Source organism: Klebsiella sp. 2019SCSN059, from assembly GCF_021739525.1.
GTDB classification, from domain to species: domain Bacteria; phylum Pseudomonadota; class Gammaproteobacteria; order Enterobacterales; family Enterobacteriaceae; genus Klebsiella; species Klebsiella quasipneumoniae.
Map to the genome: position 1 here is coordinate 428,844 of NZ_JAKKOM010000001.1, position 22,691 is coordinate 451,534.

The window sequence follows — 22,691 nt, forward strand, 5'->3', positions numbered from 1 at the left end:
CCGGTCGTCTAGGAACTGATGAAATAAAAACGCCTGTTAAACAGCAGGCGCCGCAATAATCTGTTTCGCGTGGGCAAGGGCGCTCTCCAGCGGCGTTGCGCTACGCGTTATTTTGGCCTGCAGGTTGGCGCCGAGCCACAGGGAATAGAGCACCTGCGACAGGGTCATGGCCTCGCCGTCAAATGTCAGACTGCCTTCCTGACGTCCTTTCTCCAGCGCGTCGCCCAGCAGGGCGATGATCTGGCTGGCGCCGTGGTTCATGGCGGTGCGCATGTCTTCCGACAGATCGCAGACCTCTGCCGACAGCTTGACGGTAAGACACCCGCTAATAATTCCCTGCTGGTAAAACTGATTCAGCGTGTGCTGATAGTAGGCCAGCAGCCGATCGCGATAGTTGCCGTCGCCATGGGCGAAATGCTCGACCAGGCGCTGCAGATATCCGGCGAAATGGTTTTCCAGCAAGGCGACGCCGAAGGCTTCTTTAGAGCGAAAGTAATGATAGAAAGAGCCCTTGGGCACTTCCGCCGTCTTCAGGAGTTCGCTCAAGCCCATGCCGGTAAAGCCGCGATGCATGCAAAGCCGCTCGCCGGTGGCCAGAATATGTTCTCGGGTATCGCAATCGCTGTGTCTGTTCATGGGGCACACTGTAGTAGACCGATTGGTCTAATGCAAGACCCGGCGCAAAAATGTTAGCTGGCGCAGCACGTAGTGAACAAAATTTGCGTCAGCGCGGGGAAACGTCTTCAATGAAAGGAGATGAGGGGACAGGAGGCGTGTGGTGGCAGAGCAGTTAGAATTTTTCCCGGTGCAGAGCCCGTGCCGGGGAATTTGTCAGACCGATGAGCGCGGCTACTGTCGCGGCTGTTTCCGTAGCCGTGAGGAACGCTTTAACTGGCAAACGATGAGCGATGCGCAGAAACAGGAGGTATTGCGTCTGTGCCGTCAACGCCTGCTGCGCAAAATCCGCGCAAACAGGCCAGAGGCGGCGGAAGAACCGCAGCAACCCTCACTGTTTTAAGCCAAAAATTACGTATACTCAGAGCACTTTTTTATTGAGGAAGCGGTTATGGTTCAGCGTATTGCTATGGCTCCCCAGGGGCCGGAATTTTCGCGTTTTGTGATGGGCTACTGGCGTCTGATGGACTGGAAAATGTCGCCAGGCGAGCTGGTCGGCTTTATCGAACAGCATCTCGATTTAGGTATTACCACCGTCGATCACGCCGATATCTATGGCGATTACCAGTGCGAATCCGCCTTTGGTGAAGCCCTGAAGCTGGCGCCGCATCTGCGTAGCCGAATGGAAATTGTCAGCAAATGCGGCATTGCCACCCGGGCGCGCGCTGAAAACACCATCGGTCACTACATTACCGACCGGGACCACATCGTGCTCAGCGCTGAGCAATCGCTGCGTAATCTGGCGACGGACCATCTCGATCTGCTGCTGATCCACCGGCCGGATCCGCTGATGGACGCCGACGAGGTGGCTGAAGCCTTCCTCGCGCTGCATCACAGCGGCAAAGTACGTCATTTCGGCGTCTCGAACTTTACCCCTGCCCAGTTCACCCTTCTGCAGTCGCGCCTGCCGTTTACGCTTGCTACCAACCAGGTGGAGATCTCGCCGGTGCATCAGCCGTTGCTGCTCGACGGCACCCTCGATCAGCTGCAGCAGCTGCGTATTCGCCCGATGGCCTGGTCCTGCCTCGGCGGCGGCCGCCTGTTTAATGAAGAGGGCTTTCAGCCGCTGCGCGACGAGCTGGCCCAGGTGGCCCACGAGCTTAACGCCGACAGCATCGAGCAGGTGGTTTATGCCTGGGTGCTGCGCCTGCCATCGCAACCGCTGCCGATTATCGGCTCGGGCAAAATTGAGCGCGTGCGCTCGGCGATTGTGGCTGAAAAGCTGAGTATGACCCGCCAGCAGTGGTTCCGTATCCGCAAAGCCGCGCTTGGTTACGACGTGCCATAACCGGCATTTCGCCTCCGGAAACCTGTTCCTGGTTTACACTTAACAGGGAGACAGCCATCCGGAGGTGTTATGCAACGATGTATTCTCGCTATCCTTTCCCTCGCATTTTGCGCTGGCGCGCAGGCCGTCAGTGAAGATGTGCAACTTAATCTCGTGACCAGCCAGGGCGTTGGTCAATCCATCGGCAGTGTAAAAATCACCGAAACCGACCGCGGACTCGAATTTGCTCCCGATCTGCGAGCGTTACCGCCGGGCAAGCACGGCTTTCATATCCATGCTGAAGGCAGCTGCCAGCCGGCGATGAAAGAGGGCAAAGCCGTGGCCGCCGGAGCGGCGGGCGGACATTACGATCCGCAACATACCGGTAAACATGAAGGGCCGCTGGGCACCGGACATCTTGGCGATTTGCCCCTGCTGGTGGTCAACGACGCGGGCGTGGCTGACCAGCCGATTATCGCTCCGCGTCTGAAAACGCTGGCGGAAGTGAAAGGCAAAGCGCTGATGGTTCATGTCGGCGGCGATAATATGGCCGACAGTCCGCAGCCGCTGGGCGGCGGCGGCGAACGGTTTGCCTGCGGGGTGATTAAGTAATCTTTTCGCCAATCGTTCCGGCGACCGGAGCCTGTTCCAGCTGCGATAGCGCGCAATACAGTCGCCAGATCGCGGCGGCCAGCTCCCGGGCCGCCGGCTGATGATGGTGGTTCAGAACCTCGCAGATCCGCAGCAGCTCCTGCAGCGTGGTGGCCAGCGGCCGCTGCTGCACGCCGCGCTCGCTCATGACATCGCGCAGCAGGTTGATACACAGATCGCGCACCTGGGCGAGCGGATCGGAGCGGGTTTCCCACTCACGAAGCTGCCAGACCACGTGGGAGCAGTTCAGCAAGACCACCCCCCAGCGCAGTAGCCAGCGGCGGGCCAGCGCATCCTGGCTCTGACTGAGCTGGCTGACGTGGTGATATACCAGCGATTCAAATTCGTGCTCGCTGTGCTGGGGGCGGCGGCTGAGCTGATCGACAAAGTGACGCCGTAACGCTCTGATGTGCCGTCGCCCTTTGCGGGCGTCCGAGCCGGGACTGAGCACCGCAAAAGCCAGCCACGCAAAGCCCACGCCGACAATCTTGCTTAAATTGTCATTGAAAAAGGCCGCATAGTCGTACACCGGTGGGTTGGTGACGGAGATAAACGAGCCCATAAAGACGATAAGCTGCCCCCACAGGCCGGCAAATTTTGGCCACTGCAGCTTGAGTAACTGCATGGTGGTCAGCAACGGGAACAGAAACAGCAGGAACTGCCACAGGTCGGTGATCTGCACCATCAGGCCAAATTTCACCACAAAACTGAACAGCGACAGCAGGACCAGGGTCTGCATCAGCAGGGTCAGCGAGCGAAACGGCGAGGCCGACACCGAGTAGAGTACGCAGCAGATGGAGGCCAGGGTCAGGGCCGCCGCGCAGCTGGTCCACTGGGTACTGATCCCCCACGCGCCTATCGCCACCAGGGCGCAAAAGGTACGAATGCCATTGAGCAGGGCTTCCGCCTGGTCCGTGTGGCGGGTCAGCGCGGGTGCGGAAGGAACATTGAACTCGGCGATCGCTGAGGCATTTTCAACCCGGCGGATCCAGCGGCTGCTTTCCAGATAAATGCGACAGAAATAGCGTAACCGCGCCCAGAAGGCGAGGTGGCGGTAATCCGCGCCCGGCGGCGGCGCCAGCGGCGCCAGAATGCGGGCGACGTGATAGCTGTCAGCATTGGCGGTGGCGAGCTCCGCAAGCAACGACTCCAGCACCTGGCGGGTATTGGCCGGGGCGTCAGGCCAGTTCAGCAGCATACGCCGCAGGCTGGAAATGACGCTGGTCATTCGGAGCTGTTGGTGCAGCAGGTAGTTCAGCAGGGGATTCTGCCGACGGAAGCGGTAGTGGCTCCAGAAGGCCTGGATGCGCAGCAGGTTCATGGTCAGGATCTGGCCAATTACGCTTTCATGGGCGGTGCGGATAGCATCCGTCGTTTCCGGTACCCACAGCAGACTGGCGTGCTCCAGCAGGCGGGCGTGCATGGTTTTCAGAGCCGTCAGCAGGTTGCTGCCATCGGAGGTGCTGGGCAGGATCATCATCATCAACCCGCCGCACAGGATCCCGACGATGACTTCGCAGACGCGCGACTGGGCAATCACCCATAGCTCGTAGCTGTCGCTGATATTAATCACCGGAAAGGCGATGATGGCGCAGGTATAGCCCGCCAGCTGAAAGGCGTAGGCCACGTTGTTGGTGAACAGGGCGCAGGCCCAGGTGCAGAGCGCCAGCCAGCCGGAGATACTGAACAGGAACAGCCAGGGATCGTTGAGCGTATGGCCCGCCAGCAGCAGGGCGGCGCAGGCGCCGAGCAGGCTGCCGGCAATGCGGCCGAAACTTTTACTGATCACCCCGCCGACGGTGGGAAAGCTGACCACCGCCGCGGAGGTCATCGCCCAGTAGGGCTCATCCAGATCCAGCGCATAGGCGATGCTCAGCGCAAGACACATGGCGATGCCGTTACGCAGCGCGTATCGCCACTGCGGTCGGGTGGCTTTAACCCAGGGCAGCGTGCGCCATGACAGGGTCTGCAGATTCATCACTGTCCGCCGATCGAGACGGTGCAGGTGGTGCCGGAGACCAGAGTGACATCGGCCGGCAAGCTATCAAAGGCAATCCGCACCGGGACGCGCTGGGCGAGGCGGACCCAGGGGATATTCGGTTTGATATTGGCCACCAGCCCGGTTCCCTGTTCCACGCTCTGGTCGACAATCGCGCGACCGATGCTGGCGACATGCCCCTGCAGCGTCTGCTGATTGCTGTAGAGAATGATTTGCGCCGGATCGCCGATGCGAATATGGCGCAGTTTGGTCTCTTCAAAGTAGCCCAGCACATAGAACGAATGGCTGTCCACCAGGGCAAAAACCGGATGGCCGGTGGTGGCGTAATCGCCGACCCGGGTGGAGAGGTTAGTCACCCAGCCGTCCACCGGCGCTTTGACTACCGTCTGGCTGAGCTGCCACTGCGCATGCTTTAGCGCCGCCTCGGTGACACCGACTCCCGCTCTGGCGGCCGCCAGGGTGGTGGTGGCGGTATTCAGGGCGGTATTGGCGTTTTCAAGGTCTTCAGCCGAGATGGCATTCTGCGACAGGTTTCTGCGACGGCGGGCCTCGCTGGCGGCTTTGCTTTGCTCCGCCTGCGCTTTCGCCACTTCAGCTTGCGCTTTCGCCAGCTGAGCCTGGGCGTTCAGCACCGCAATGCGGTAGGGGGTGTCGTCGATGGTAAACAAGACTTCACCGGCCTTGACTCGCTGGTTATCGGCCACGTTAAGCTGCAGAATACTGCCGGAGACCTGAGGGGTGATCCCGACCTGCTCGGCGCGCACTTTCCCGTCGCGGGTCCAGGGGGACTGAGTGTAGAAATTCCATAACAACCACGCGGCAACCAGTGCGATGGCCGCCACCAACAGCGTTGACAAATATTTTAATTTTTTCATAGCAGGTAGATCACCAGGCAATCAATAACAGCAGGGCCAGACAGACCGCGAGCGCGAACAGGGAGAGATCCATCAGCAGGGGATGCCAGATGTCGCCCGCATACATCCAGTCACGCAGCTGGCGATGTAAAAACAGCCAGATAAAGAAGCCCAGCAAGACGGCTTTGAACAACGGAGGGAAATAGACGGATGCGCCGAACATCAGGTCCTGCAGCGGCAATCCGGATGAATTAAGACTTAGTTTCACAAGCAAAAATCCTTTGCCATAACAGGGATAACCTCAGGACGTGCTACTCTTTAACAGTGTAAATCATTGTTTTGGTTTTTGTTGAATCAAGTAATTCATTTGTTTTGATTATTCAAATGCTGCACACTATTCTAAAATCAGTATAATAACTTAGCAAGCTAATTATAAGGAGATGAAATTGGAATCGCCACTTGGTTCTGATCTGGCACGTTTAGTTCGCGTCTGGCGCGCGCTAATCGACCATCGCCTGAAACCTCTGGAGTTAACGCAGACCCACTGGGTCACGCTGCATAACATCCACCAGCTGCCGCCTGAGCAGTCGCAGATCCAGCTGGCGAAAGCCATCGGTATTGAACAACCGTCGCTGGTGCGTACGCTCGATCAGCTGGAGGAGAAAGGGCTTATTTCTCGCCAGACCTGCGCAAGCGATCGGCGGGCCAAACGCATCAAGTTGACTGAAAAAGCCGAACCGCTGATCAATGAGATGGAAGAGGTGATAGGCAAGACCCGCGATGAAATCCTCTCGGGGGTCTCGAAGCAGGAAGTGGAGACGTTGCTCCACTTAATTCGTAAACTTGAACAAAATATCCTCGATCTCCAGGCAAAAGATTAATCCTTTTGCGGCCCGGGTTATCCCGGGCCTTTTTTTACCCACCCTGGCGTCGCCAGATCACCACCCGATTACGTCCGCTGTTTTTTGCTTCATACATGGCTTCGTCCGCACGCTGGACGCACTCCTCCGCCGTCACACTTCTGTCATGGGTGGTATACACCCCCATGCTGATGGTCATCCGCTCTGGCAGAGCGGTCTGCTCGGCGCTGACCGCCAGACGGATGCGCTCGGCGATCGCCTGCGCCTCGTTCTCTGAGGTGTTGACCAGCAGCAGGGCAAACTCCTCACCGCCGATGCGGGCGGCGACATCATCCTTGCGCGAATGGCTGTCCAGCACCGAGGCGGCAAATTGGATCACCTTGTCGCCGGCGATGTGGCCGTAGTTATCGTTGATGCGTTTGAAATGGTCGAGGTCGCTGATAATCACCGACAGCGGATGCTGGGCCTTCACCTTCGCCAGTTGCTGGTTTAGGGTGTCATAGAAGAAGCTGCGGTTATAGAGGCGGGTCAGCGGGTCGCGGATCGAATTCTGGTAGGAGTTGACATACTTGTGGTTAGACTCCCGATAGAGGATAAAGACGTCGACCAGCAGCACCAGGATCAGGAACAGGGTGCACAGCGTTTCAAAAAAACGCGCCTGATACCAGGCCTGATCGAGTTCCCCAACGGTAGAGAGCAGCCGGAAGAGGGTGAACAAATATGCGCTACAAAAAAAAGCGCCGCTATACCAGAAAATATTGCGCAGTTTGCTCAAGCAAATTATTAATATTAGCGTGATAAACCAGACTGCCATCAGCAGCCAGCTGATAATACTTTGCCACAGCGGGGTGAAAGTATGATTCAGGTCGTCGATAAAATTGATGCTCAGCTTCGGCGAGTGGCTGGAGTACAGCCATGATAAATAAATAATGGTTAATACAAGAACAATACATGCCGCGAAAGTCATTACATGGGCTTTCCAGGAATGCATGATGCGCCGGCGGAAGTAATACAAAATAATTGATGACATGAATAAGATAGCCATCATTATATTGCGAAAGAAATAATATATGACGGCGTCATTTTGTTTCACCACCGGCGAGGGATTGCAGCTGAGCCAGTCCGGATAGCTGCTGAGCGTGCCCAGCATCAGCAACGCCGAACAGGCAAAGCCGAAAGCGACAGGGGTCAGATACAGGCGACGCTTGCTGCTCCAGTATTTCATGCCCATAAAACAGGCAATAGTGATATGAAACACCATCAGAAAACTGGTCAGCATAGGAAATAGTGTAGATGAAGTGCTGTTGAATCTGGTGTGAAAAAAGTCCGTCAACCCGGTCATGCCGACCCCGGCCAGTAAACAAATACAAATATAAACGATAAGACGTTTAACGATATGATTCATGTGTTTGGGCATAGACAATATTCCACAGGGAAAAGCAAGGGCAACGATATTGCGTCGACATAAAAAGAGTAATGTGCAGAAGAGTAGTCGGGGATGACTGATAAAATATTGCGCAGGCGCAATGATTAATGCAATTCAAAAATTAAGATGTCTGAATGCTAATGCGAAGCTATTAGGGTGTAATAAATGCAGAGGAAAAATACGATGCGGCATAACTGGCCGCATCGTCAGAGGGATTATCGAGGAGAGACGGTGACCTGGCTGCCGCTGCCGGCAATCGCCACGCGCTGACCCACGGAGAACGGGGTGCTGCCCTGTTTCTGCACCACCATAATGGTATTGCCGTCATCCTTACGGATTTCCAGTTCTACGCCCTGGGTTTTATTCATCGCACCCTGCACGCCCTGACCGGCTACGCCGCCCGCGACCGCACCTGCCGCTGTGGCCAGAGAGCGTCCGGTACCGCCGCCAATGGTGTTCCCGAGGAACCCACCCAGCACCGCACCGCCAATCGCCCCGATGGCATTGCTGTCGTCGCCGCTCTGGATCTGTACGGCGCGGGTATGCACGATGGTACCGTATGTCACGCTCTGCACCTGTTTGGCTTCAGATGCGGAATACACATCGCCGGACAGGCCGCTGCTGCTCACGCAGCCTGCGAGCGTGAAACCAATCATCGATACAGCCAAAACACGTAAAATCATTTATGAATCTCCTGTTCACCGAAGGTGTTCAATTGAACGTCCATGCGGTTAATTATATGGCATTTAGTCGTCGGCGGGCATAGCTTCTCTCCGGACTATACAAAAAATAATAATTAATGGTGCTTCAACCATAACTAAACGCCGGTTCTTTACGATGTTCTCTGAATTGTCGCTCTATTGTTAAAAAGTATTATTACAACATAGCATTAGCGGACACTTTATGGTGGAGTGAAGGATATACAAGGGTCATGGAATGAAGGAACAACGTATGAGATCGGGTCGCTTTATTGGCGTTATGTCTGGTACCAGCCTTGATGGTATCGATGTCGTTTTGGCTGCCATCAATGAAAACATGGTGGCGCAGCAGGCCAGTCTCACCTGGCCCATCCCACACGCGATAAAAGAAGAGATTCTGGCGATTTGCCAGGGCCAGTCATTGACCCTTTCACAGCTAGGTCGTCTGGACACCCGACTGGGGCGGCTGTTTGCCGATGCCGTGCTGGCGCTGATGCGTCAGGAAAAGCTCAAACCCACCGACGTTATTGCCATCGGCTGCCATGGACAGACCGTATGGCATGAACCCCAGGGCGACGCGCCGCATACGATGCAAATTGGCGATAACAACCAGATCGCCGCCCACACCGGCGTCACCGTGGTGGGGGATTTTCGTCGCCGGGATATGGCGCTTGGCGGGCAAGGGGCGCCGCTGGTGCCGGCATTCCATCATGCGCTGCTGGCGCACCCCGTTGAGCGGCGGATGGTGCTCAATATCGGCGGGATCGCTAATGTATCGCTGCTGGTGCCGGGCCAGCCGGTGCGGGGCTATGATACCGGACCGGGAAATATGTTGCTGGACGCCTGGATCTGGCGCCAGCAGGGCAAACCGTACGATAAGGACGCCCAATGGGCCAGCGAAGGCAAAGTGCTCCTGCCGCTGCTGCAGGATATGCTGAGCGATCCATGGTTTGCCCTGCCGGCGCCGAAAAGCACCGGTCGGGAATATTTCAATTACGGCTGGCTGGAGCAGCATCTGGCTCGTTATCCGGGGCTGCGCGGGCAGGATGTGCAGGCAACGCTCGCGGAATTAACCGCCGTGACCATCAGCGAGCAGGTATTGTTAAGCGGCGGCTGCGAGCGTTTGTTAGTGTGCGGCGGCGGCGCGCGTAACCCATTGTTAATGGCGCGCCTGGCGGCCCTGCTGCCAGGAACCGAAGTCTCCACCACCGATGAGGCGGGGATCAGCGGCGATGATATGGAAGCGCTGGCCTTTGCCTGGCTGGCCTGGCGCACGATCGCCGGCCTGCCGGGTAATCTGCCCTCCGTGACCGGCGCCAGCGAAGCCACGGTGCTGGGCGCCATTTTCCCTGCTAACCCGCCGCAGAATCGGAGTTAACTGAAATCTTAAAGACGACGCGACCGGTAAACTGGACAAGTTAAGCGGAGGGCGGAGTGCCCTCCGTGACCGGGAAAGTCGAAGGCAAACGAATGAAAAAAATTCTTATCGCAGTTGTACCTTTTATGCTGGCGGGCTGTAGCTACTACAACCAGTTTGTCGAGCGGATGCAGACGGACACGCTGGAGTATCAATGCGACCAGAAACCGTTGACGGTCCATCGCAATAACCAACGCCAGCAGGTTAGTTTTATCTATGACAATCAGCAGCTGAATCTGTCAGAGGGGCTGTCGGCTTCCGGCGCGCGCTACACCGACGGCGTCTATGTCTTCTGGTCGAAAGGCGATACCGCCACCGTCTATAAGCGCGACCGCATTGTCCTCGATAACTGCCAGCTGCAGACCGCCAAACGTTGAGATTTCTGTCCGGGGGGCGCACAATAACGCCACCTTTTGACTATATCCTCAATGGCCATGTCTGATAACGACGAACTCCAGCAAATCGCGCACTTGCGCCGTGAATACACCCGTGGCGGTTTGCGTCGCCACGATCTTCCTGCTGAACCTCTGCCGCTGTTTGAGCGCTGGCTGCGTCAGGCCTGCGACGCGAAACTCGCCGACCCAACGGCCATGGTGGTTGCCACCGTCGATGAGCGCGGCCAACCCTATCAGCGCATTGTGCTGCTTAAGCATTACGACGAAAAAGGGCTGGTGTTTTATACCAACCTCGGCAGCCGCAAAGCCCATCAGATTGAAAATAACCCGCAGGTCAGCCTGCTGTTTCCGTGGCATATGCTGGAGCGCCAGGTGATGGTGATCGGCAAAGCGGAACGCCTGTCGACGCTGGAGGTGGTCAAATATTTCCACAGCCGCCCGCGTGACAGCCAGATCGGCGCCTGGGTCTCGCAACAGTCGAGCCGGATCTCTGCCCGCGGTATCCTGGAGAGCAAATTCCTCGAGCTGAAGCAGAAATTCCAGCAGGGTGAAGTGCCGCTGCCGAGTTTCTGGGGCGGATTCCGCGTCAGCATCGAGCAGATGGAGTTCTGGCAGGGGGGTGAACATCGCCTGCACGATCGCTTTTTATACCAGCGCGATAACGGCGCCTGGAAAATCGACCGCCTGGCACCGTAATTGCCGAAATTAGTTATCGAAGCGCTGGCGCTGAAAGGGCCGGCGCTTTATTCTATGTACTTTTCGCATCTGGCGAAAAGTCGTGTACCGGCAGAGGTGCAGTCGTTTATACATGGAGAATTTGATGGCAAGCAGTAACTTGATTAAACAATTGCAAGAGCGGGGGCTGGTAGCCCAGGTGACGGACGAGGAAGCGTTAGCAGAGCGACTGGCGCAAGGCCCGATCGCGCTCTATTGCGGCTTCGATCCTACCGCTGACAGCTTGCATTTGGGGCATCTTGTTCCATTGTTATGCCTGAAACGCTTCCAGCAGGCAGGTCATAAACCTGTGGCGCTGGTGGGCGGCGCTACCGGTCTGATTGGCGACCCAAGCTTTAAAGCCGCTGAGCGTAAGCTTAATACCGAGGATACCGTGCAGGAGTGGGTGGATAAAATCCGCAAACAGGTAGCCCCGTTCCTTGATTTTGACTGCGGCGACAACTCGGCGATCGCGGCGAACAACTATGACTGGTTTGGCAGCATGAACGTGCTGACCTTCCTGCGCGATATTGGTAAACACTTCTCTGTTAACCAGATGATCAACAAAGAAGCGGTGAAGCAGCGCCTGAATCGTGACGATCAGGGCATCTCCTTTACTGAGTTTTCTTACAATCTGCTGCAGGGTTACGACTTCGCCTGCCTGAACAAGCTGCACGGCGTGGCGCTGCAGATTGGCGGCTCCGACCAGTGGGGCAACATTACCTCCGGTATCGATCTGACGCGTCGTTTGCACCAGAACCAGGTGTTTGGCCTCACCGTGCCGCTGATTACCAAAGCGGACGGCACCAAGTTCGGCAAAACCGAGGGCGGCGCCGTGTGGCTGGATCCGAAAAAGACCAGTCCGTATAAATTCTACCAGTTCTGGATCAACACTGCGGATGCTGACGTCTATCGCTTCCTCAAGTTCTTCACCTTTATGGACATCGCAGAGATCAATGCCCTGGAAGAAGAAGATAAAAACAGCGGTAAAGCGCCGCGCGCCCAGTACGTGCTGGCAGAGCAGGTGACGCGTCTGGTGCACGGCGAAGAGGGCCTGGAAGCGGCGAAACGCATTACCGAGAGCCTGTTCAATGGCAACCTGAGCGACCTGAGCGAAGCTGACTTCGAACAGCTGGCTCAGGACGGCGTGCCGATGATTGAGATGGAAAAGGGCGCCGATCTGCTGCAGGCGCTGGTGGATTCCGAGCTGCAGCCGTCCCGCGGCCAGGCGCGTAAAACCGTCGCCTCTAACGCAGTGACCATCAACGGTGAAAAACAGGCCGATCCGGAATATGTTTTTGCCGACAGCGATCGCCTGTTCGGCCGCTACACCTTGCTGCGCCGCGGTAAGAAGAATTACTGCCTGGTCTGCTGGAAATAAAAAAATACTACCAGGGCGTGGGAAACCACGCCCTTTTTCTTTTTAGGGTTGTGGTAAGAAAATGAAGAACATCCTCGCCATTCAGTCTCACGTTGTGTTTGGCCACGCCGGCAACAGTGCCGCCGAGTTCCCGATGCGCCGCCTGGGCGCCAATGTCTGGCCCCTCAATACCGTACAGTTCTCTAACCACACGCAGTACGGCAAATGGACCGGCTGTGTGATGCCGCCTTCGCACCTGACGGAGATCGTCCAGGGCATCGCCGCTATCGATAAGCTGCAGACCTGTGATGCGGTACTGAGCGGCTATCTCGGCTCTGCTGAACAGGGCGAGCATATCCTGGGCATCGTGCGTCAGGTAAAAGCGGCCAATCCGGCGGCGAAGTATTTTTGTGACCCGGTGATGGGCCATCCGGAGAAGGGCTGCATCGTCGCCCCGGGCGTGGCGGAGTTCCACGTGCGCTATGCGCTGCCGGCCAGCGATATCATTGCGCCTAATCTGGTGGAGCTGGAGATCCTCTGCGGTCATCCGGTCGCCAGCGTGAGCGAGGCGGTGGCCGCCGCGCGGGAGCTGATTGCCCAGGGGCCGGAGGTGGTGCTGGTTAAGCATCTTTCCCGCGCCGGCATGAGCATGGACCGTTTTGAGAAGCTGCTGGTGACCGCAGATGAAGCCTGGCATATCAGCCGGCCGCTGGTGGATTTTGGCCTGCGTCAGCCGGTGGGCGTTGGCGATGTGACCAGCGGTCTGCTGCTGGTGAAACTGCTGCAGGGCGCCAGCCTGCGCGACGCGCTAGAGCACGTCACCGCCGCAGTGTACGAGATCATGTTGACCACCAAAAACATGCAGGAGTATGAACTGCAGGTGGTGGCGGCGCAGGATCGTATTGCTGTGCCGGAGCACTGCTTCAGCGCCACCCGACTGTAACTTTCCGACTCTGCCCGGCAGAGCGCCGGGCAGTCTCTGGTCTTACTTTAAGCCTTCCGCTGCCAGTGCGTCAGCCACTGCCGGACGCGCCGCCACCTGCGCCATCCAGCTGCCGATATGACCACAGGCGGCCATATCCAGTTTAATCGCATAGCCCCAGCGCAGCACCGTGAACAGATAACCATCGGCGATAGTGAAGCGATGGCCGGTGAGCCACTGTTTATCCGCCAGCGAGGCATCCACGTACTGCAGTTTCTTCTCGAGCAACGCGCGTGCAACGGGCTTATAGTCCTCCGGGGTGTCCGGGCGGAACAGTGGCGTAAAGCCTTTATGCAGTTCGGTAGCGACGTAGTTCAGCCATTCCAGGGTCTGGTAACGGGCAACGGAGCCCACGGGTGCCAGAAGATGGCGGTCCGGCACCTGATCGGCGATGTACTGCATAATAGCCACGCCCTCAGTAAGCAGGATGTCATCATCCAGCAGCAGCGCCGGCACCTGACCTTTCGGGTTGATCAGCAGATAATCTTCCCCGTTTTCCAGCTGTTTCCTTGCCAGATCCACGCTCTGCAAAGTGAAATCCAGGCCGCTTTCGCGCAGGGCGATGTGTGAGGCGAGGGAACAGGCGCCGGGTTTGTAGAACAGTTTCATGCGTTACTCCTCGTGGCTGCAGTTTTCTGTATGTTAGTCCCGCCAGGGGTAAAAAAAAAGCCGCTAACCTAACGTTAGCGGCTTAAAAATAATTGGTTTTCCCTGCGGCGTCAGGCTGCCGCGGTTTCGCGTGCTTTTACGTCCGCGCTGTCGTCCTGAGTCATTCGGTTCAGCTTCGGCGCGGTCAGCAGCATCAGGGCGGCGATGACCGCGGTGACGATACCGATCTGCAGGAACACGTGGCCATACACTTCCAGCGACACCAGCGGATCGGTGACGTTTTCCGGTACCGCCATCAGGTTGGCGATTTTCCCGGCGATGATTGCCGCACCGGCGGTGGTGAGGAACCAGCTGCCCATAATGAAGCCCATCAGACGCTGGGGAACCAGCTGAGCGACCATCGCCAGGCCGAGGCCGGAAATCATCAGCTCACCGATAGACTGCAGCGCGTAGCTCAGAATCAGCCAGTTAACCGAGACGATACCGGCGTCGCTGGCGAACTTCGCCCCTAAAGGCAGGACGAGGAATGCGCCGGAGCACAGCACCATACCGATAGCGAACTTGTGCGGCATCGGCAGGCGGTCGCCCATCTTGTTATAGATGGCGGCCAGAATAGGGCTACCAATCATGATCCAGAACGGATTCAGCGCCTGATACTGTTCCGGCTCGAAGGCGAGGCCGAGGATCGAGTGCTCCACGTTGCGGATAGCAAAGAAGTTCAGAGAGGTCGGCATCTGGCTGTACAGTACGAAGAAGACGATCGCTTCTACCATCAGCAGGAAGGCGACGATCATTTTGCGACGCGCGGCGCCTTTCAGGCCCATCGCCTCTTTGGCGAAAATCACCACGATACCCAGCGCGATGACGCCCAGCGCCATGCGTGCGATACCCTGGTTGTGCAGCAGCCAGGTAGCGATAGCGACCAGCACCACCACGCCAGCGATGGTCGCCAGCAGTTTACCCATATGCACCGGGGCAAAGTCCGGTTTCGAACCGTACTGTTTCACCCATTTCTGGCAGAAGGCGAAGTTAATGATGGTGATCACCATCCCCACCACGCTCAGGGCGAAGGCGACGCTCCAGCCGAAACGCGCGGCCAGCCACGGAGTTGCCAGCATCGAGAAGAACGAACCGATGTTGATGGACATGTAGTACATGGTAAATGCACCGTCCAGACGCGGATCGTTTTTGTCATAGCAGGTAGAAAGCAGGGAAGACGGGTTGGCTTTAAACAGGCCGTTACCGACGGCGATAGTCGCCATACCCATATAGACGATAGCGGCGTCATGACCGGACCAGGCGACCAGCGCATAGCCGATGGCCAGCACGATAGCGCCCAGCATAATGACGCGTTTGGTACCCAGCACTTTATCGCCCAGCCAGCCACCAATGGCGACCAGGCCATAAACCAGCGCGCTAAAGGAGGAGAACAGAGTAATGGAATCCGCTTCCGACATACCCAGCTGTTTTACCAGGTAAACGGCCATGATCCCTTGCAGGCCGTAGTAACCAAAACGCTCCCACAACTCGATCGAGAAAATGAGATAGAACGCGCGTGGTTGTTTGAAAGCGTTCAGACTCACGCTTTCTGCTGGTTTATTGTTTGCAGTAGACACATATACCTCTTTTTTTACATCCCATATTTACTGGGGGGTGTTCGGGGCGCAATCTCGTTGGACCGCCGCCTTTATAGTTATTCTTGGAGGGAAAACGGCAGGTAATGTTCACTATCCTGGCGCATCAGGCAAGGCCTTTGTAATAATCTGTTACACATAATCAGAGTGGTATAATGCTCCGGACTTATGAATGTTATACAGAGTTAAATTTCACCGTTACGTTATCGCTGCTATTTTTATCTTTTTGATTCGCCCATTTTTCCCGTAAAGGCGATATATTCTACTGATTGCGCAATAAAGCAGTGATATGGTCCATTATCCTAAAAATTCATGGCTTATTATCCTGGTGATCGTTGATCAGCCGTTGTATTGCCTGACTTTTATTTCCATTTTAATAACATTCTTTCAACATCGAGTTGCGAGCATGATCTGGATCACAAATACATAGAAATTTTGCGCCGCTAAAAAATGAATGAGCTGGTTGTTTGTTCTATAACCGGATATTAGCCCATGAAAATGCGGTTTATGTGGTGTTAACGGCGGGTTAAATAGCTAAATGCGGACCATAACCTAAAGTTAGGCTATGGTCGTGAGTAAGACGATCAGGCGTAAACTTTGTCTTTGAATTCGCAAAGGTCTTCAATCAGGCAGGAGCCACAGCGCGGCTTGCGAGCGATACAGGTGTAACGGCCGTGCAGAATAAGCCAGTGATGGCAGTCGACCTTAAACTCGGCGGGAACCACCTTCAGCAGCTTCTCTTCCACCTGTTCGACGTTTTTCCCTGGGGCGAATTGCGTCCGGTTGCAAACGCGGAAGATATGGGTGTCTACGGCGATCGTCGGCCAGCCAAAGGCGGTATTTAGCACCACGTTGGCGGTTTTGCGGCCCACGCCGGGCAACGCCTCCAGGGCCGCTCTGTCCTCCGGTACCTCGCCGTTGTGCTGCTCCAGCAGGATCCGGCAGGTTTTGATGACGTTTTCCGCTTTGCTGTTAAACAGGCCGATGGTTTTGATATAGGATTTCACGCCCTCCACCCCCAGCGCCAGCATCGCCGCAGGCGTATTGGCCACCGGGTAGAGTTTGGCTGTCGCTTTATTGACGCTCACGTCGGTCGCCTGCGCCGAGAGCAGGACGGCAATCAGCAGCTCAAACGGCGAGCTGAAGTGCAGCTCGGTGGTGGGGTGGGGATCGTTGTCCCGCAGCCTGGTAAGGATCGCCAGGCGTTTGGCTTTGTTCATATTACGCTTTCCCTGTCGCGTCAGACGGTGCGACAGCGTCGGCCTGGGCCGCCTGCGCCTTCCGCTGCTTGCTACGTTCATCGATAAGGTATTTTACCGCCAGCATCATGCCGAGGCCAATAAAGGCGCCTGGCGGCAGCATAGCCAGCAGGAAAGGAGTGTCTGTATGGAAAACCTCGATGCGCAGGACCTTTGCCCAACTGCCAAGCAGGCTGTCGGCGCCGTCAAACAGCGTGCCATTGCCGAGGATTTCGCGCAGGGAGCCCAGCACGAACATCGCGCAGGTGGCCCCCATACCGATAGAGAAGCCGTCCAGCGCCGACAGCGCCGGTCCTTTTTTGGCGGCAAAGGCTTCGGCGCGGCCCACCACGATGCAGTTGGTGACGATAAGCGGGATGAAAATCCCCAGCGACTGATACAGACCGAACGCATAGGCGTTGATCAGCATCTGCACCACGCTCACCACCGAGGCGATAATCATCACGTAGATCGGGATCCGGATCTCCGCCGGGGTCCAGCGGCGCAGGCTGGAGATGGTCAGGTTGGTCAGGGTCAACACCAGGGTCGTCGCCAGACCCAGCCCAAGGGCGTTGGTGGCGGTCGAGGTTACCGCCAGCAGGGGACACATCCCTAACAGCTGAACCAGAGCGGAGTTGTTTTTCCACAGACCCTGGACGATGACGTCTTTAACTTCGCTCATGGTTACTCTCCACAGGCGCTGAATTCAGGAAGTTGCGCAGGCAGCGTTTGTGCATACAGGCCTGCGCGCTTAACGGCATTGACCACCGCCCGGGGGGTGATGGTGGCGCCGGTGAACTGGTCAAAATCGCCGCCGTCTTTTTTGACCGCCCAGTGGCTGTCGCCCTGGCCGTGGATGACTTTCCCGGTAAAATGGGTGATCCAGTCCGACAGGCGCAGCTCGATTTTATCCCCCAGACCCGGGGTTTCATGATGCTCGGTCACGCGGGTGCCGAGGACCGTGCCGCTAAAATCGGCGGCCACCAGCAGCTGGATCGCTCCGGAATAGCCATCCGGCGCGGTGGCTTCCATGACCGCGCCGATCGGCTGGTCGTTATTTTTGGCTATCCACACTTTATGCTGGCCTTTGCCCAGCGCCGGGGCGCTGACCAGATAGCAGCTCTTGAGCAGATCGTTATTATAGCGGTCGGCAGGTAAAACCTGGTCGAATAACGCTTTCTGCTGCTGGGCCGCCTGCTGGTCGATGGTGCTTTTGGTCAACTCATTGATCGCCGCCGTTAGCCCGGTGGAGCCGGCGGCAAACAGCGCCAGCGTGACGCCGTGTTTTCGCATGGTTTTTAACATCTTCGCTCTCTCAACGGTGGCCATACGCGCGCGGACGGGTGTAGTAATCGATCAGCGGCACGGTAATATTCGCCAGCAGAACGGCAAACGCCACGCCGTCCGGGTAACCGCCGAAGCTACGAATAAGCCACACCAACAGGCCGGCGAGGGCGCCAAAGATCAGACGGCCGCGGTTGGTTGTCGAAGCCGTCACCGGGTCGGTCAGAATAAAGAAGGTGCCAAGCATGGTGGCTCCGGAGAGCAAATGCATCTGCGGCGAGGCCAGACTCTGCGGCGAGAAGATCCAGCCAAGGGTCGCGCACAGGCCAAGGCTGACGAGGAAGCTGACCGGGATATGCCAGCGGATCGCTCTCTGCCACAGCAGAAACAGTCCGCCCGCCAGCCAGGCGATATTCACCCACTGCCAGCCCAGGCCCGCCAGAACGCCGCCGTAAACCGGCAACTGCAGTACCTGCTGGACGCTATGTCCGGCATGCAGGGAGGTTTTGAAGGTATCCAGCGGGGTTGCCTGGCTGATGCCGTCGATACCCAGCCGCAGGCTGGCCATGTCGCCTCCGGCGGCGGTATGACCGGTAAAGATCATCTGCAGCGTATCGCTGAACGCCGGGATATGGGCGGCAATCTCGTATGAAGGCAGCCAGGAGGTCATCTGTACCGGGAACGAAATCAGCAGCACGACGTAGCCGATCATCGCCGGGTTGAAGGGGTTATGGCCGAGTCCACCGTACAACTGCTTGGCGATCACTATGGCAAAGGCGGTGCCGAGCACCACCATCCACCAAGGGGCCAGCGGCGGAATACTCACCGCCAGCAGCAGGCCAGTGAGCAGGGCGGAGTTATCCCTCAGGGTGGACGCAACAGGCTGTTTGCGCAGTTTGAGAATAGCGGCTTCCATTGCCCAGGCCGTCAGAGCGGCGAGGACAATCTGCAGGACGGTGCCCCAGCCGAAAAACCATGTCTGGACCACAATGCCAGGCACGGCGGCGAGCAGCACCAGCAGCATAATGCGCGAAGTCTGCCGCTGGTTATGGGTATAGGGGGAGCTTGCGATTCTGAAAACCATTTATTCCTCGTTAACTGCCTGCTGTGTTGCTTTACGCGCCTGAACGCGGGCGATCGCCGCGGCGACGGCCGCTTTGCGTGGGTCGTCATTGGCTGCGGTTGACGCGATTTCCGCCTGGGCGGCCTGCTGTTCGGCTTTGCGCGCTTTGGCGCGGGCGATGGCGGCTTCCACCGCGGCTTTACGCGGGTCGGCCGGCTCGGCCGCCGGGGCTTCCGCCGGCGCGGCCTGCTGTTCGGCTTTGCGCGCTTTGGCGCGGGCGATAGCGGCTTCCACCGCGGCTTTACGCGGGTCGGCCGGCTCGGCCGCCGGGGCTTCCGCCGCCGCGGCCTGCTGTTCAGCTTTGCGCGCTTTGGCGCGGGCGATAGCGGCTTCCACCGCGGCTTTACGCGGGTCGGCCGGCTTGGCCGCCGGGGCTTCCGCCGGCGCGGCCTGCTGTTCGGCTTTGCGCGCTTTGGCGCGGGCGATAGCGGCTTCCACCGCGGCTTTACGCGGGTCGGCCGGCTCGGCCGCCGGGGCTTCCGCCGGCGCGGCCTGCTGTTCGGCTTTGCGCGCTTTGGCGCGGGCGATAGCGGCTTCCACGGCCGCTTTGCGTGGATCGGCAGCGTCGGCCGCCGGGGCTTCCGCCGGCGCGGCCTGCTGTTCGGCTTTGCGCGCTTTGGCGCGGGCGATAGCAGCTTCCACGGCCGCTTTGCGTGGATCGGCAGCGTCGGTCGACGGAGTTTCCGCCGGCGCGGCCTGCTGCTGCGCTTTACGCGCCCGGGCTTCGGCCTTCCGCGCTTCGCGGGCGGCGATCGCCTCGCTGTTGTCCGGTCTGGCGCCGGCCTGAATCACGATAGGCTGCGCGGCGTCGCGCTGTTTATCACGTACCCGGGCCAGGGCGGCGTTAATCGCATCCTGATCTTTGGCGGCAGGCTGGACGGCGGCTTTTTTATGCCGCTCGGCGCGGGCCGCTTTCTCACGCTCCAGGCGCGCCTGTCGGGCCTCGAATCGCGCTTTGGCTTCCGCAGCGCGCTGCTCTTCCTGACGAATCGCCGCGATCTCGGCTTTCTCCTGACGGAAGTACTGCACCAGCGGAATATTGCTTGGGCATACCCACGCGCACGCGCCGCATTCGATGCAGTCCGCCAGATTGTGGGCGGTGGCTTTATCGTGCTGCTGGCCTTTGCTGAACCAGTAAAGCTGCTGCGGCAGCAGATCGGCCGGGCAGGCGTCGGCGCAGGCGCTGCAGCGAATGCAGCCTTTCTCTTCCTGCGGCTCGCCCATCTCGCTGGCGGAGGGCGCCAACAGACAGTTGGTGATCTTCACCACCGGGACGTCGAGCCCCGGCAGGGTAAAGCCCATCAGCGGCCCGCCCATGATCACCATCGGCTCGGCGCTGGCGCAGAAGCCGGCGTCGTTCAGCAGATGGCGCACCGGCGTGCCAAGGCGCGCCCAGACGTTGCCCGGCCGGGTTACCGCCTCGCCGGTGAGGGTGACCACGCGCTCGGTTAACGGCTCGCCGTCAATCACTGCGCGTTTCACCGCATAGGCTGTACCGACGTTCTGCATTAGCACGCCAATATCCGAAGAACGACCACCGTGGGGTACCTGTTTGCCGGTGAGAATTTGGGTGAGCTGCTTGGCGCCGCCTGAGGGGTATTTGGTGGGGATCACGCGCAGCGAAATGCCATGGGCGTCGCAAAGCACCGCCCGCAGCATCGAGATGGCCTGCGGCTTATTGTCTTCAATGCCGATCAGCACCTCGTCAGGCTGCAGAATATGGGCAAGGATGCGGATCCCTTCGACAATCTGCGCCGCGCAGTCCTGCATCAGACGGTCGTCCGCCGTGATATAGGGTTCGCACTCGGCGGCGTTAATGATCAGCGTTTTAATTTTATCGCCGCCGCCGCGCAGTTTACTGCCGGTGGGGAAGCCCGCGCCGCCGAGGCCGGCAACGCCAAACTGGTGGATGCGCTCAATCAGCGCTTCACGGGTGCGGGTCTGATAGTCGCTCCAGCCGTCGCGTTCGATCCAGCGGTCTTCGCCGTCGGCGTCAATGATCACGCTCATCTCCGCCAGCGCGGACGGATGGGCAGTGGTGTGCGGGGCGATAGCGGCCACGGTGCCGGAGGTGGGAGCGTGAACCGGCAGCATTCTTCCCCAACCGCGGGTCAGCGGCTGGCCGCGCAGCACCCGGTCGCCGACCTTGACGCACAGTTCGCCTTCGGCGCCGATGTGCTGCTTCAGCGGGATCACAAAGCGCTGCGGCAGGGAAACCTGGCGCAGCGGGGTGCCGTTAGACTGGGTTTTCATCTCCGGCGGGTGAATACCGCCGTTAAAATCCCAGACTTTATCTTTTCGGAAAGCGGAAAATAGCTTAAACATGTTGTTCCACAGGAATATTTCGCACCGGGATCGTATGCAGATCCCATTTCCAGGTCTCCGGGGTCGTCGCCACCGGAACGAGAGAAATGCACTGGGTCGGGCAGGGGGCAACACACAGGTTGCAGCCGGTGCACAGGTCGCTCATCACGGTATGCATGGCGCGGGTCGCCCCGACAATGGCATCCACCGGACACGCCTGAATACATTTGGTGCAGCCGATGCAGTTCGGCTCGTCAATCACGGCGAGCATGCGGGCCGGCTCGGCTGCCTGCTCGTCGCCGTCGACGGGCTGCGGGTCGACGTTGAGCAGGGCGGCGATTTTTAACATCACCGCTTCGCCACCCGGCGCGCAGCGGTTAATTTTCTCACCCTGCACGCCCACCGCTTCCGCATAGGGGCGGCAGCCAGGGTAGCCGCACTGCCCACACTGGCTCTGCGGCAACAGTTCATCAATTTTTTCCACCACCGGGTCGTCCTGCACCGCGAAACGGCGCGACGCGTACCCCAGTATTAAGCCGAAAATCAGCCCTAACAGGCTGATGGCGATCACGGCTATCCAGACTGCGCTCATTACAACTTCACCAAACCACTAAAGCCCATAAAGGCCAGAGACATTAAACCGGCGGTAATCAGCGCGATGGCATTACCGCGGAACGGCGCGGGGACATCGGCCACCACCAGACGCTCGCGGATCGCCGCGAACAGCACCATCACCAGCGAGAAGCCGACGGCGGCGGCAAAACCGTACAGCGCCGACTGCAGGAAATTGTGGCCCAGATTGATGTTCAGCAGCGCCACCCCAAGCACCGCGCAGTTGGTGGTGATCAGTGGCAAAAAGATCCCCAGCAGGCGATAAAGCGCCGGGCTGGTTTTACGCACCACCATCTCAGTGAACTGAACCACCACGGCGATAACCAGAATAAAGGCCAGGGTACGTAAATAAACCAGATTTAGCGGGATAAGGATCCAGGTATCAATCAGCCAGGCGCAAATAGAGGCCAGGGTCATCACGAAGGTGGTCGCGAGCCCCATTCCCATTGCGGTTTCCAGCTTTTTGGAAACACCCATAAACGGGCACAGGCCAAGGAACTTCACTAAAACGAAGTTATTGACAAGGACAGTACCGATAAAGAGCAGTAAATAATCAGCCATCATGCGACCTGAAACGAAAAAAAGCCGC

The 22,691-nt window shown here is 58.2% G+C and carries 25 protein-coding genes; 10 read left to right on the top strand and 15 right to left on the bottom strand.

Annotation, left to right across the window (positions count from 1 at the left end; all coding sequences use genetic code 11):
* Positions 1 to 36: 36 nt before the first annotated feature.
* Entirely contained in the window at positions 37 to 636 is a 600-nt protein-coding gene (locus tag L2I46_RS02195) for a TetR/AcrR family transcriptional regulator (RefSeq protein WP_032428869.1), read from the bottom strand.
* A 139-nt stretch (positions 637 to 775) separates the two neighbouring features.
* On the opposite strand from L2I46_RS02195, the gene L2I46_RS02200 reads away from it, so the two are divergent.
* The 3 genes from L2I46_RS02200 (at position 776) to sodC (ending at position 2,554) form a co-directional block, all read left to right on the top strand.
* Positions 776 to 1,018, top strand: a complete 243-nt coding sequence (locus tag L2I46_RS02200) for a DUF1289 domain-containing protein (protein WP_017901094.1) — start codon at positions 776 to 778, stop codon at positions 1,016 to 1,018.
* Between the two features lie 48 nt (positions 1,019 to 1,066).
* Positions 1,067 to 1,963, top strand: coding sequence for an aldo/keto reductase (locus tag L2I46_RS02205; RefSeq protein WP_023318436.1), 897 nt, complete (start codon positions 1,067 to 1,069; stop codon positions 1,961 to 1,963).
* A 69-nt stretch (positions 1,964 to 2,032) separates the two neighbouring features.
* The gene (gene sodC / locus L2I46_RS02210; RefSeq protein WP_023289937.1) at positions 2,033 to 2,554 is read left to right on the top strand and encodes a superoxide dismutase [Cu-Zn] SodC; all 522 of its coding nucleotides are present in this window, start codon (positions 2,033 to 2,035) and stop codon (positions 2,552 to 2,554) included.
* On the opposite strand, the gene L2I46_RS02215 is transcribed toward sodC, so the two are convergent.
* Genes L2I46_RS02215 through L2I46_RS02225 form a run of 3 tightly spaced genes read right to left on the bottom strand, consistent with a single transcriptional unit; the run spans position 2,547 to position 5,714 of the window.
* Positions 2,547 to 4,571, bottom strand: a complete 2,025-nt coding sequence (locus tag L2I46_RS02215) for an FUSC family protein (protein ID WP_085551043.1) — start codon at positions 4,569 to 4,571, stop codon at positions 2,547 to 2,549. The two genes, sodC and L2I46_RS02215, sit on opposite strands and share 8 nt — an antisense overlap.
* Positions 4,571 to 5,467 (bottom strand): efflux RND transporter periplasmic adaptor subunit, encoded by an 897-nt coding sequence (locus L2I46_RS02220; protein WP_023289935.1) that lies wholly within the window; start codon positions 5,465 to 5,467, stop codon positions 4,571 to 4,573. The genes L2I46_RS02215 and L2I46_RS02220 overlap by 1 nt, the downstream gene beginning before the upstream one ends.
* Positions 5,468 to 5,477: 10 nt before the next feature.
* Entirely contained in the window at positions 5,478 to 5,714 is a 237-nt protein-coding gene (locus L2I46_RS02225; RefSeq protein ID WP_032453115.1) for a DUF1656 domain-containing protein, read from the bottom strand.
* A gap of 172 nt (positions 5,715 to 5,886) precedes the next feature.
* Between L2I46_RS02225 and slyA the strand changes: the two genes are divergently transcribed.
* Positions 5,887 to 6,327: a transcriptional regulator SlyA gene (gene slyA / locus L2I46_RS02230; RefSeq protein ID WP_004143833.1), complete on the top strand. Its 441-nt coding sequence runs from the start codon at positions 5,887 to 5,889 to the stop codon at positions 6,325 to 6,327.
* Positions 6,328 to 6,361: 34 nt separating this feature from the next.
* Here slyA and L2I46_RS02235 read toward each other — a convergent pair whose 3' ends face one another.
* Positions 6,362 to 7,723 carry a sensor domain-containing diguanylate cyclase gene (locus L2I46_RS02235; protein WP_236947514.1) on the bottom strand — a complete coding sequence of 454 codons (1,362 nt, stop codon included), beginning with the start codon at positions 7,721 to 7,723 and terminating at the stop codon, positions 6,362 to 6,364.
* 224 nt (positions 7,724 to 7,947) lie between these two features.
* Positions 7,948 to 8,415: an outer membrane lipoprotein SlyB gene (slyB, locus tag L2I46_RS02240; RefSeq protein ID WP_002907749.1), complete on the bottom strand. Its 468-nt coding sequence runs from the start codon at positions 8,413 to 8,415 to the stop codon at positions 7,948 to 7,950.
* A gap of 268 nt (positions 8,416 to 8,683) precedes the next feature.
* Between slyB and anmK the strand changes: the two genes are divergently transcribed.
* The 6 genes from anmK to pdxY all read left to right on the top strand — a co-directional run bounded on the left by anmK (position 8,684) and on the right by pdxY (position 13,259).
* On the top strand, positions 8,684 to 9,808 hold the full coding sequence (anmK, locus tag L2I46_RS02245; RefSeq protein WP_023289931.1) for an anhydro-N-acetylmuramic acid kinase: 1,125 nt from the start codon (positions 8,684 to 8,686) through the stop codon (positions 9,806 to 9,808).
* 92 nt (positions 9,809 to 9,900) lie between these two features.
* Positions 9,901 to 10,224, top strand: a complete 324-nt coding sequence (gene mliC / locus L2I46_RS02250) for a C-type lysozyme inhibitor (RefSeq protein WP_032428867.1) — start codon at positions 9,901 to 9,903, stop codon at positions 10,222 to 10,224.
* Between the two features lie 57 nt (positions 10,225 to 10,281).
* Complete coding sequence (pdxH, locus tag L2I46_RS02255; RefSeq protein WP_032428866.1) at positions 10,282 to 10,938, top strand: pyridoxamine 5'-phosphate oxidase; 657 nt, start codon at positions 10,282 to 10,284, stop codon at positions 10,936 to 10,938.
* Positions 10,939 to 11,076 (top strand): hypothetical protein, encoded by a 138-nt coding sequence (locus L2I46_RS02260; protein ID WP_017901085.1) that lies wholly within the window; start codon positions 10,939 to 10,941, stop codon positions 11,074 to 11,076.
* Positions 11,063 to 12,337: a tyrosine--tRNA ligase gene (tyrS, locus tag L2I46_RS02265; protein WP_004175868.1), complete on the top strand. Its 1,275-nt coding sequence runs from the start codon at positions 11,063 to 11,065 to the stop codon at positions 12,335 to 12,337. Before L2I46_RS02260 ends, tyrS begins: the two co-directional genes overlap by 14 nt.
* Positions 12,338 to 12,398: 61 nt before the next feature.
* Complete coding sequence (pdxY, locus tag L2I46_RS02270; RefSeq protein ID WP_101861675.1) at positions 12,399 to 13,259, top strand: pyridoxal kinase PdxY; 861 nt, start codon at positions 12,399 to 12,401, stop codon at positions 13,257 to 13,259.
* Positions 13,260 to 13,301: 42 nt separating this feature from the next.
* Here pdxY and gstA read toward each other — a convergent pair whose 3' ends face one another.
* The 9 genes from gstA to rsxA form a co-directional block, all read right to left on the bottom strand.
* Positions 13,302 to 13,907 carry a glutathione transferase GstA gene (gene gstA / locus L2I46_RS02275; protein ID WP_004202856.1) on the bottom strand — a complete coding sequence of 202 codons (606 nt, stop codon included), beginning with the start codon at positions 13,905 to 13,907 and terminating at the stop codon, positions 13,302 to 13,304.
* 110 nt (positions 13,908 to 14,017) lie between these two features.
* Positions 14,018 to 15,523, bottom strand: coding sequence for a dipeptide/tripeptide permease DtpA (dtpA, locus tag L2I46_RS02280; RefSeq protein ID WP_023289927.1), 1,506 nt, complete (start codon positions 15,521 to 15,523; stop codon positions 14,018 to 14,020).
* A 602-nt stretch (positions 15,524 to 16,125) separates the two neighbouring features.
* Entirely contained in the window at positions 16,126 to 16,761 is a 636-nt protein-coding gene (gene nth, locus L2I46_RS02285) for an endonuclease III (protein ID WP_023289926.1), read from the bottom strand.
* A gap of 1 nt (position 16,762) precedes the next feature.
* Positions 16,763 to 17,461: an electron transport complex subunit E gene (locus L2I46_RS02290; protein ID WP_032453111.1), complete on the bottom strand. Its 699-nt coding sequence runs from the start codon at positions 17,459 to 17,461 to the stop codon at positions 16,763 to 16,765.
* 2 nt (positions 17,462 to 17,463) lie between these two features.
* Complete coding sequence (gene rsxG, locus L2I46_RS02295) at positions 17,464 to 18,084, bottom strand: electron transport complex subunit RsxG (protein ID WP_032453110.1); 621 nt, start codon at positions 18,082 to 18,084, stop codon at positions 17,464 to 17,466.
* Between the two features lie 10 nt (positions 18,085 to 18,094).
* Positions 18,095 to 19,147, bottom strand: coding sequence for an electron transport complex subunit RsxD (gene rsxD, locus L2I46_RS02300; protein WP_194859593.1), 1,053 nt, complete (start codon positions 19,145 to 19,147; stop codon positions 18,095 to 18,097).
* Entirely contained in the window at positions 19,148 to 21,511 is a 2,364-nt protein-coding gene (gene rsxC, locus L2I46_RS02305) for an electron transport complex subunit RsxC (protein WP_236947515.1), read from the bottom strand. It lies immediately after the preceding gene.
* Complete coding sequence (rsxB, locus tag L2I46_RS02310; RefSeq protein WP_004202846.1) at positions 21,504 to 22,082, bottom strand: electron transport complex subunit RsxB; 579 nt, start codon at positions 22,080 to 22,082, stop codon at positions 21,504 to 21,506. The genes rsxC and rsxB overlap by 8 nt, the downstream gene beginning before the upstream one ends.
* Positions 22,082 to 22,663, bottom strand: coding sequence for an electron transport complex subunit RsxA (gene rsxA / locus L2I46_RS02315; RefSeq protein ID WP_002907658.1), 582 nt, complete (start codon positions 22,661 to 22,663; stop codon positions 22,082 to 22,084). The genes rsxB and rsxA overlap by 1 nt, the downstream gene beginning before the upstream one ends.
* Positions 22,664 to 22,691 lie beyond the last annotated feature (28 nt).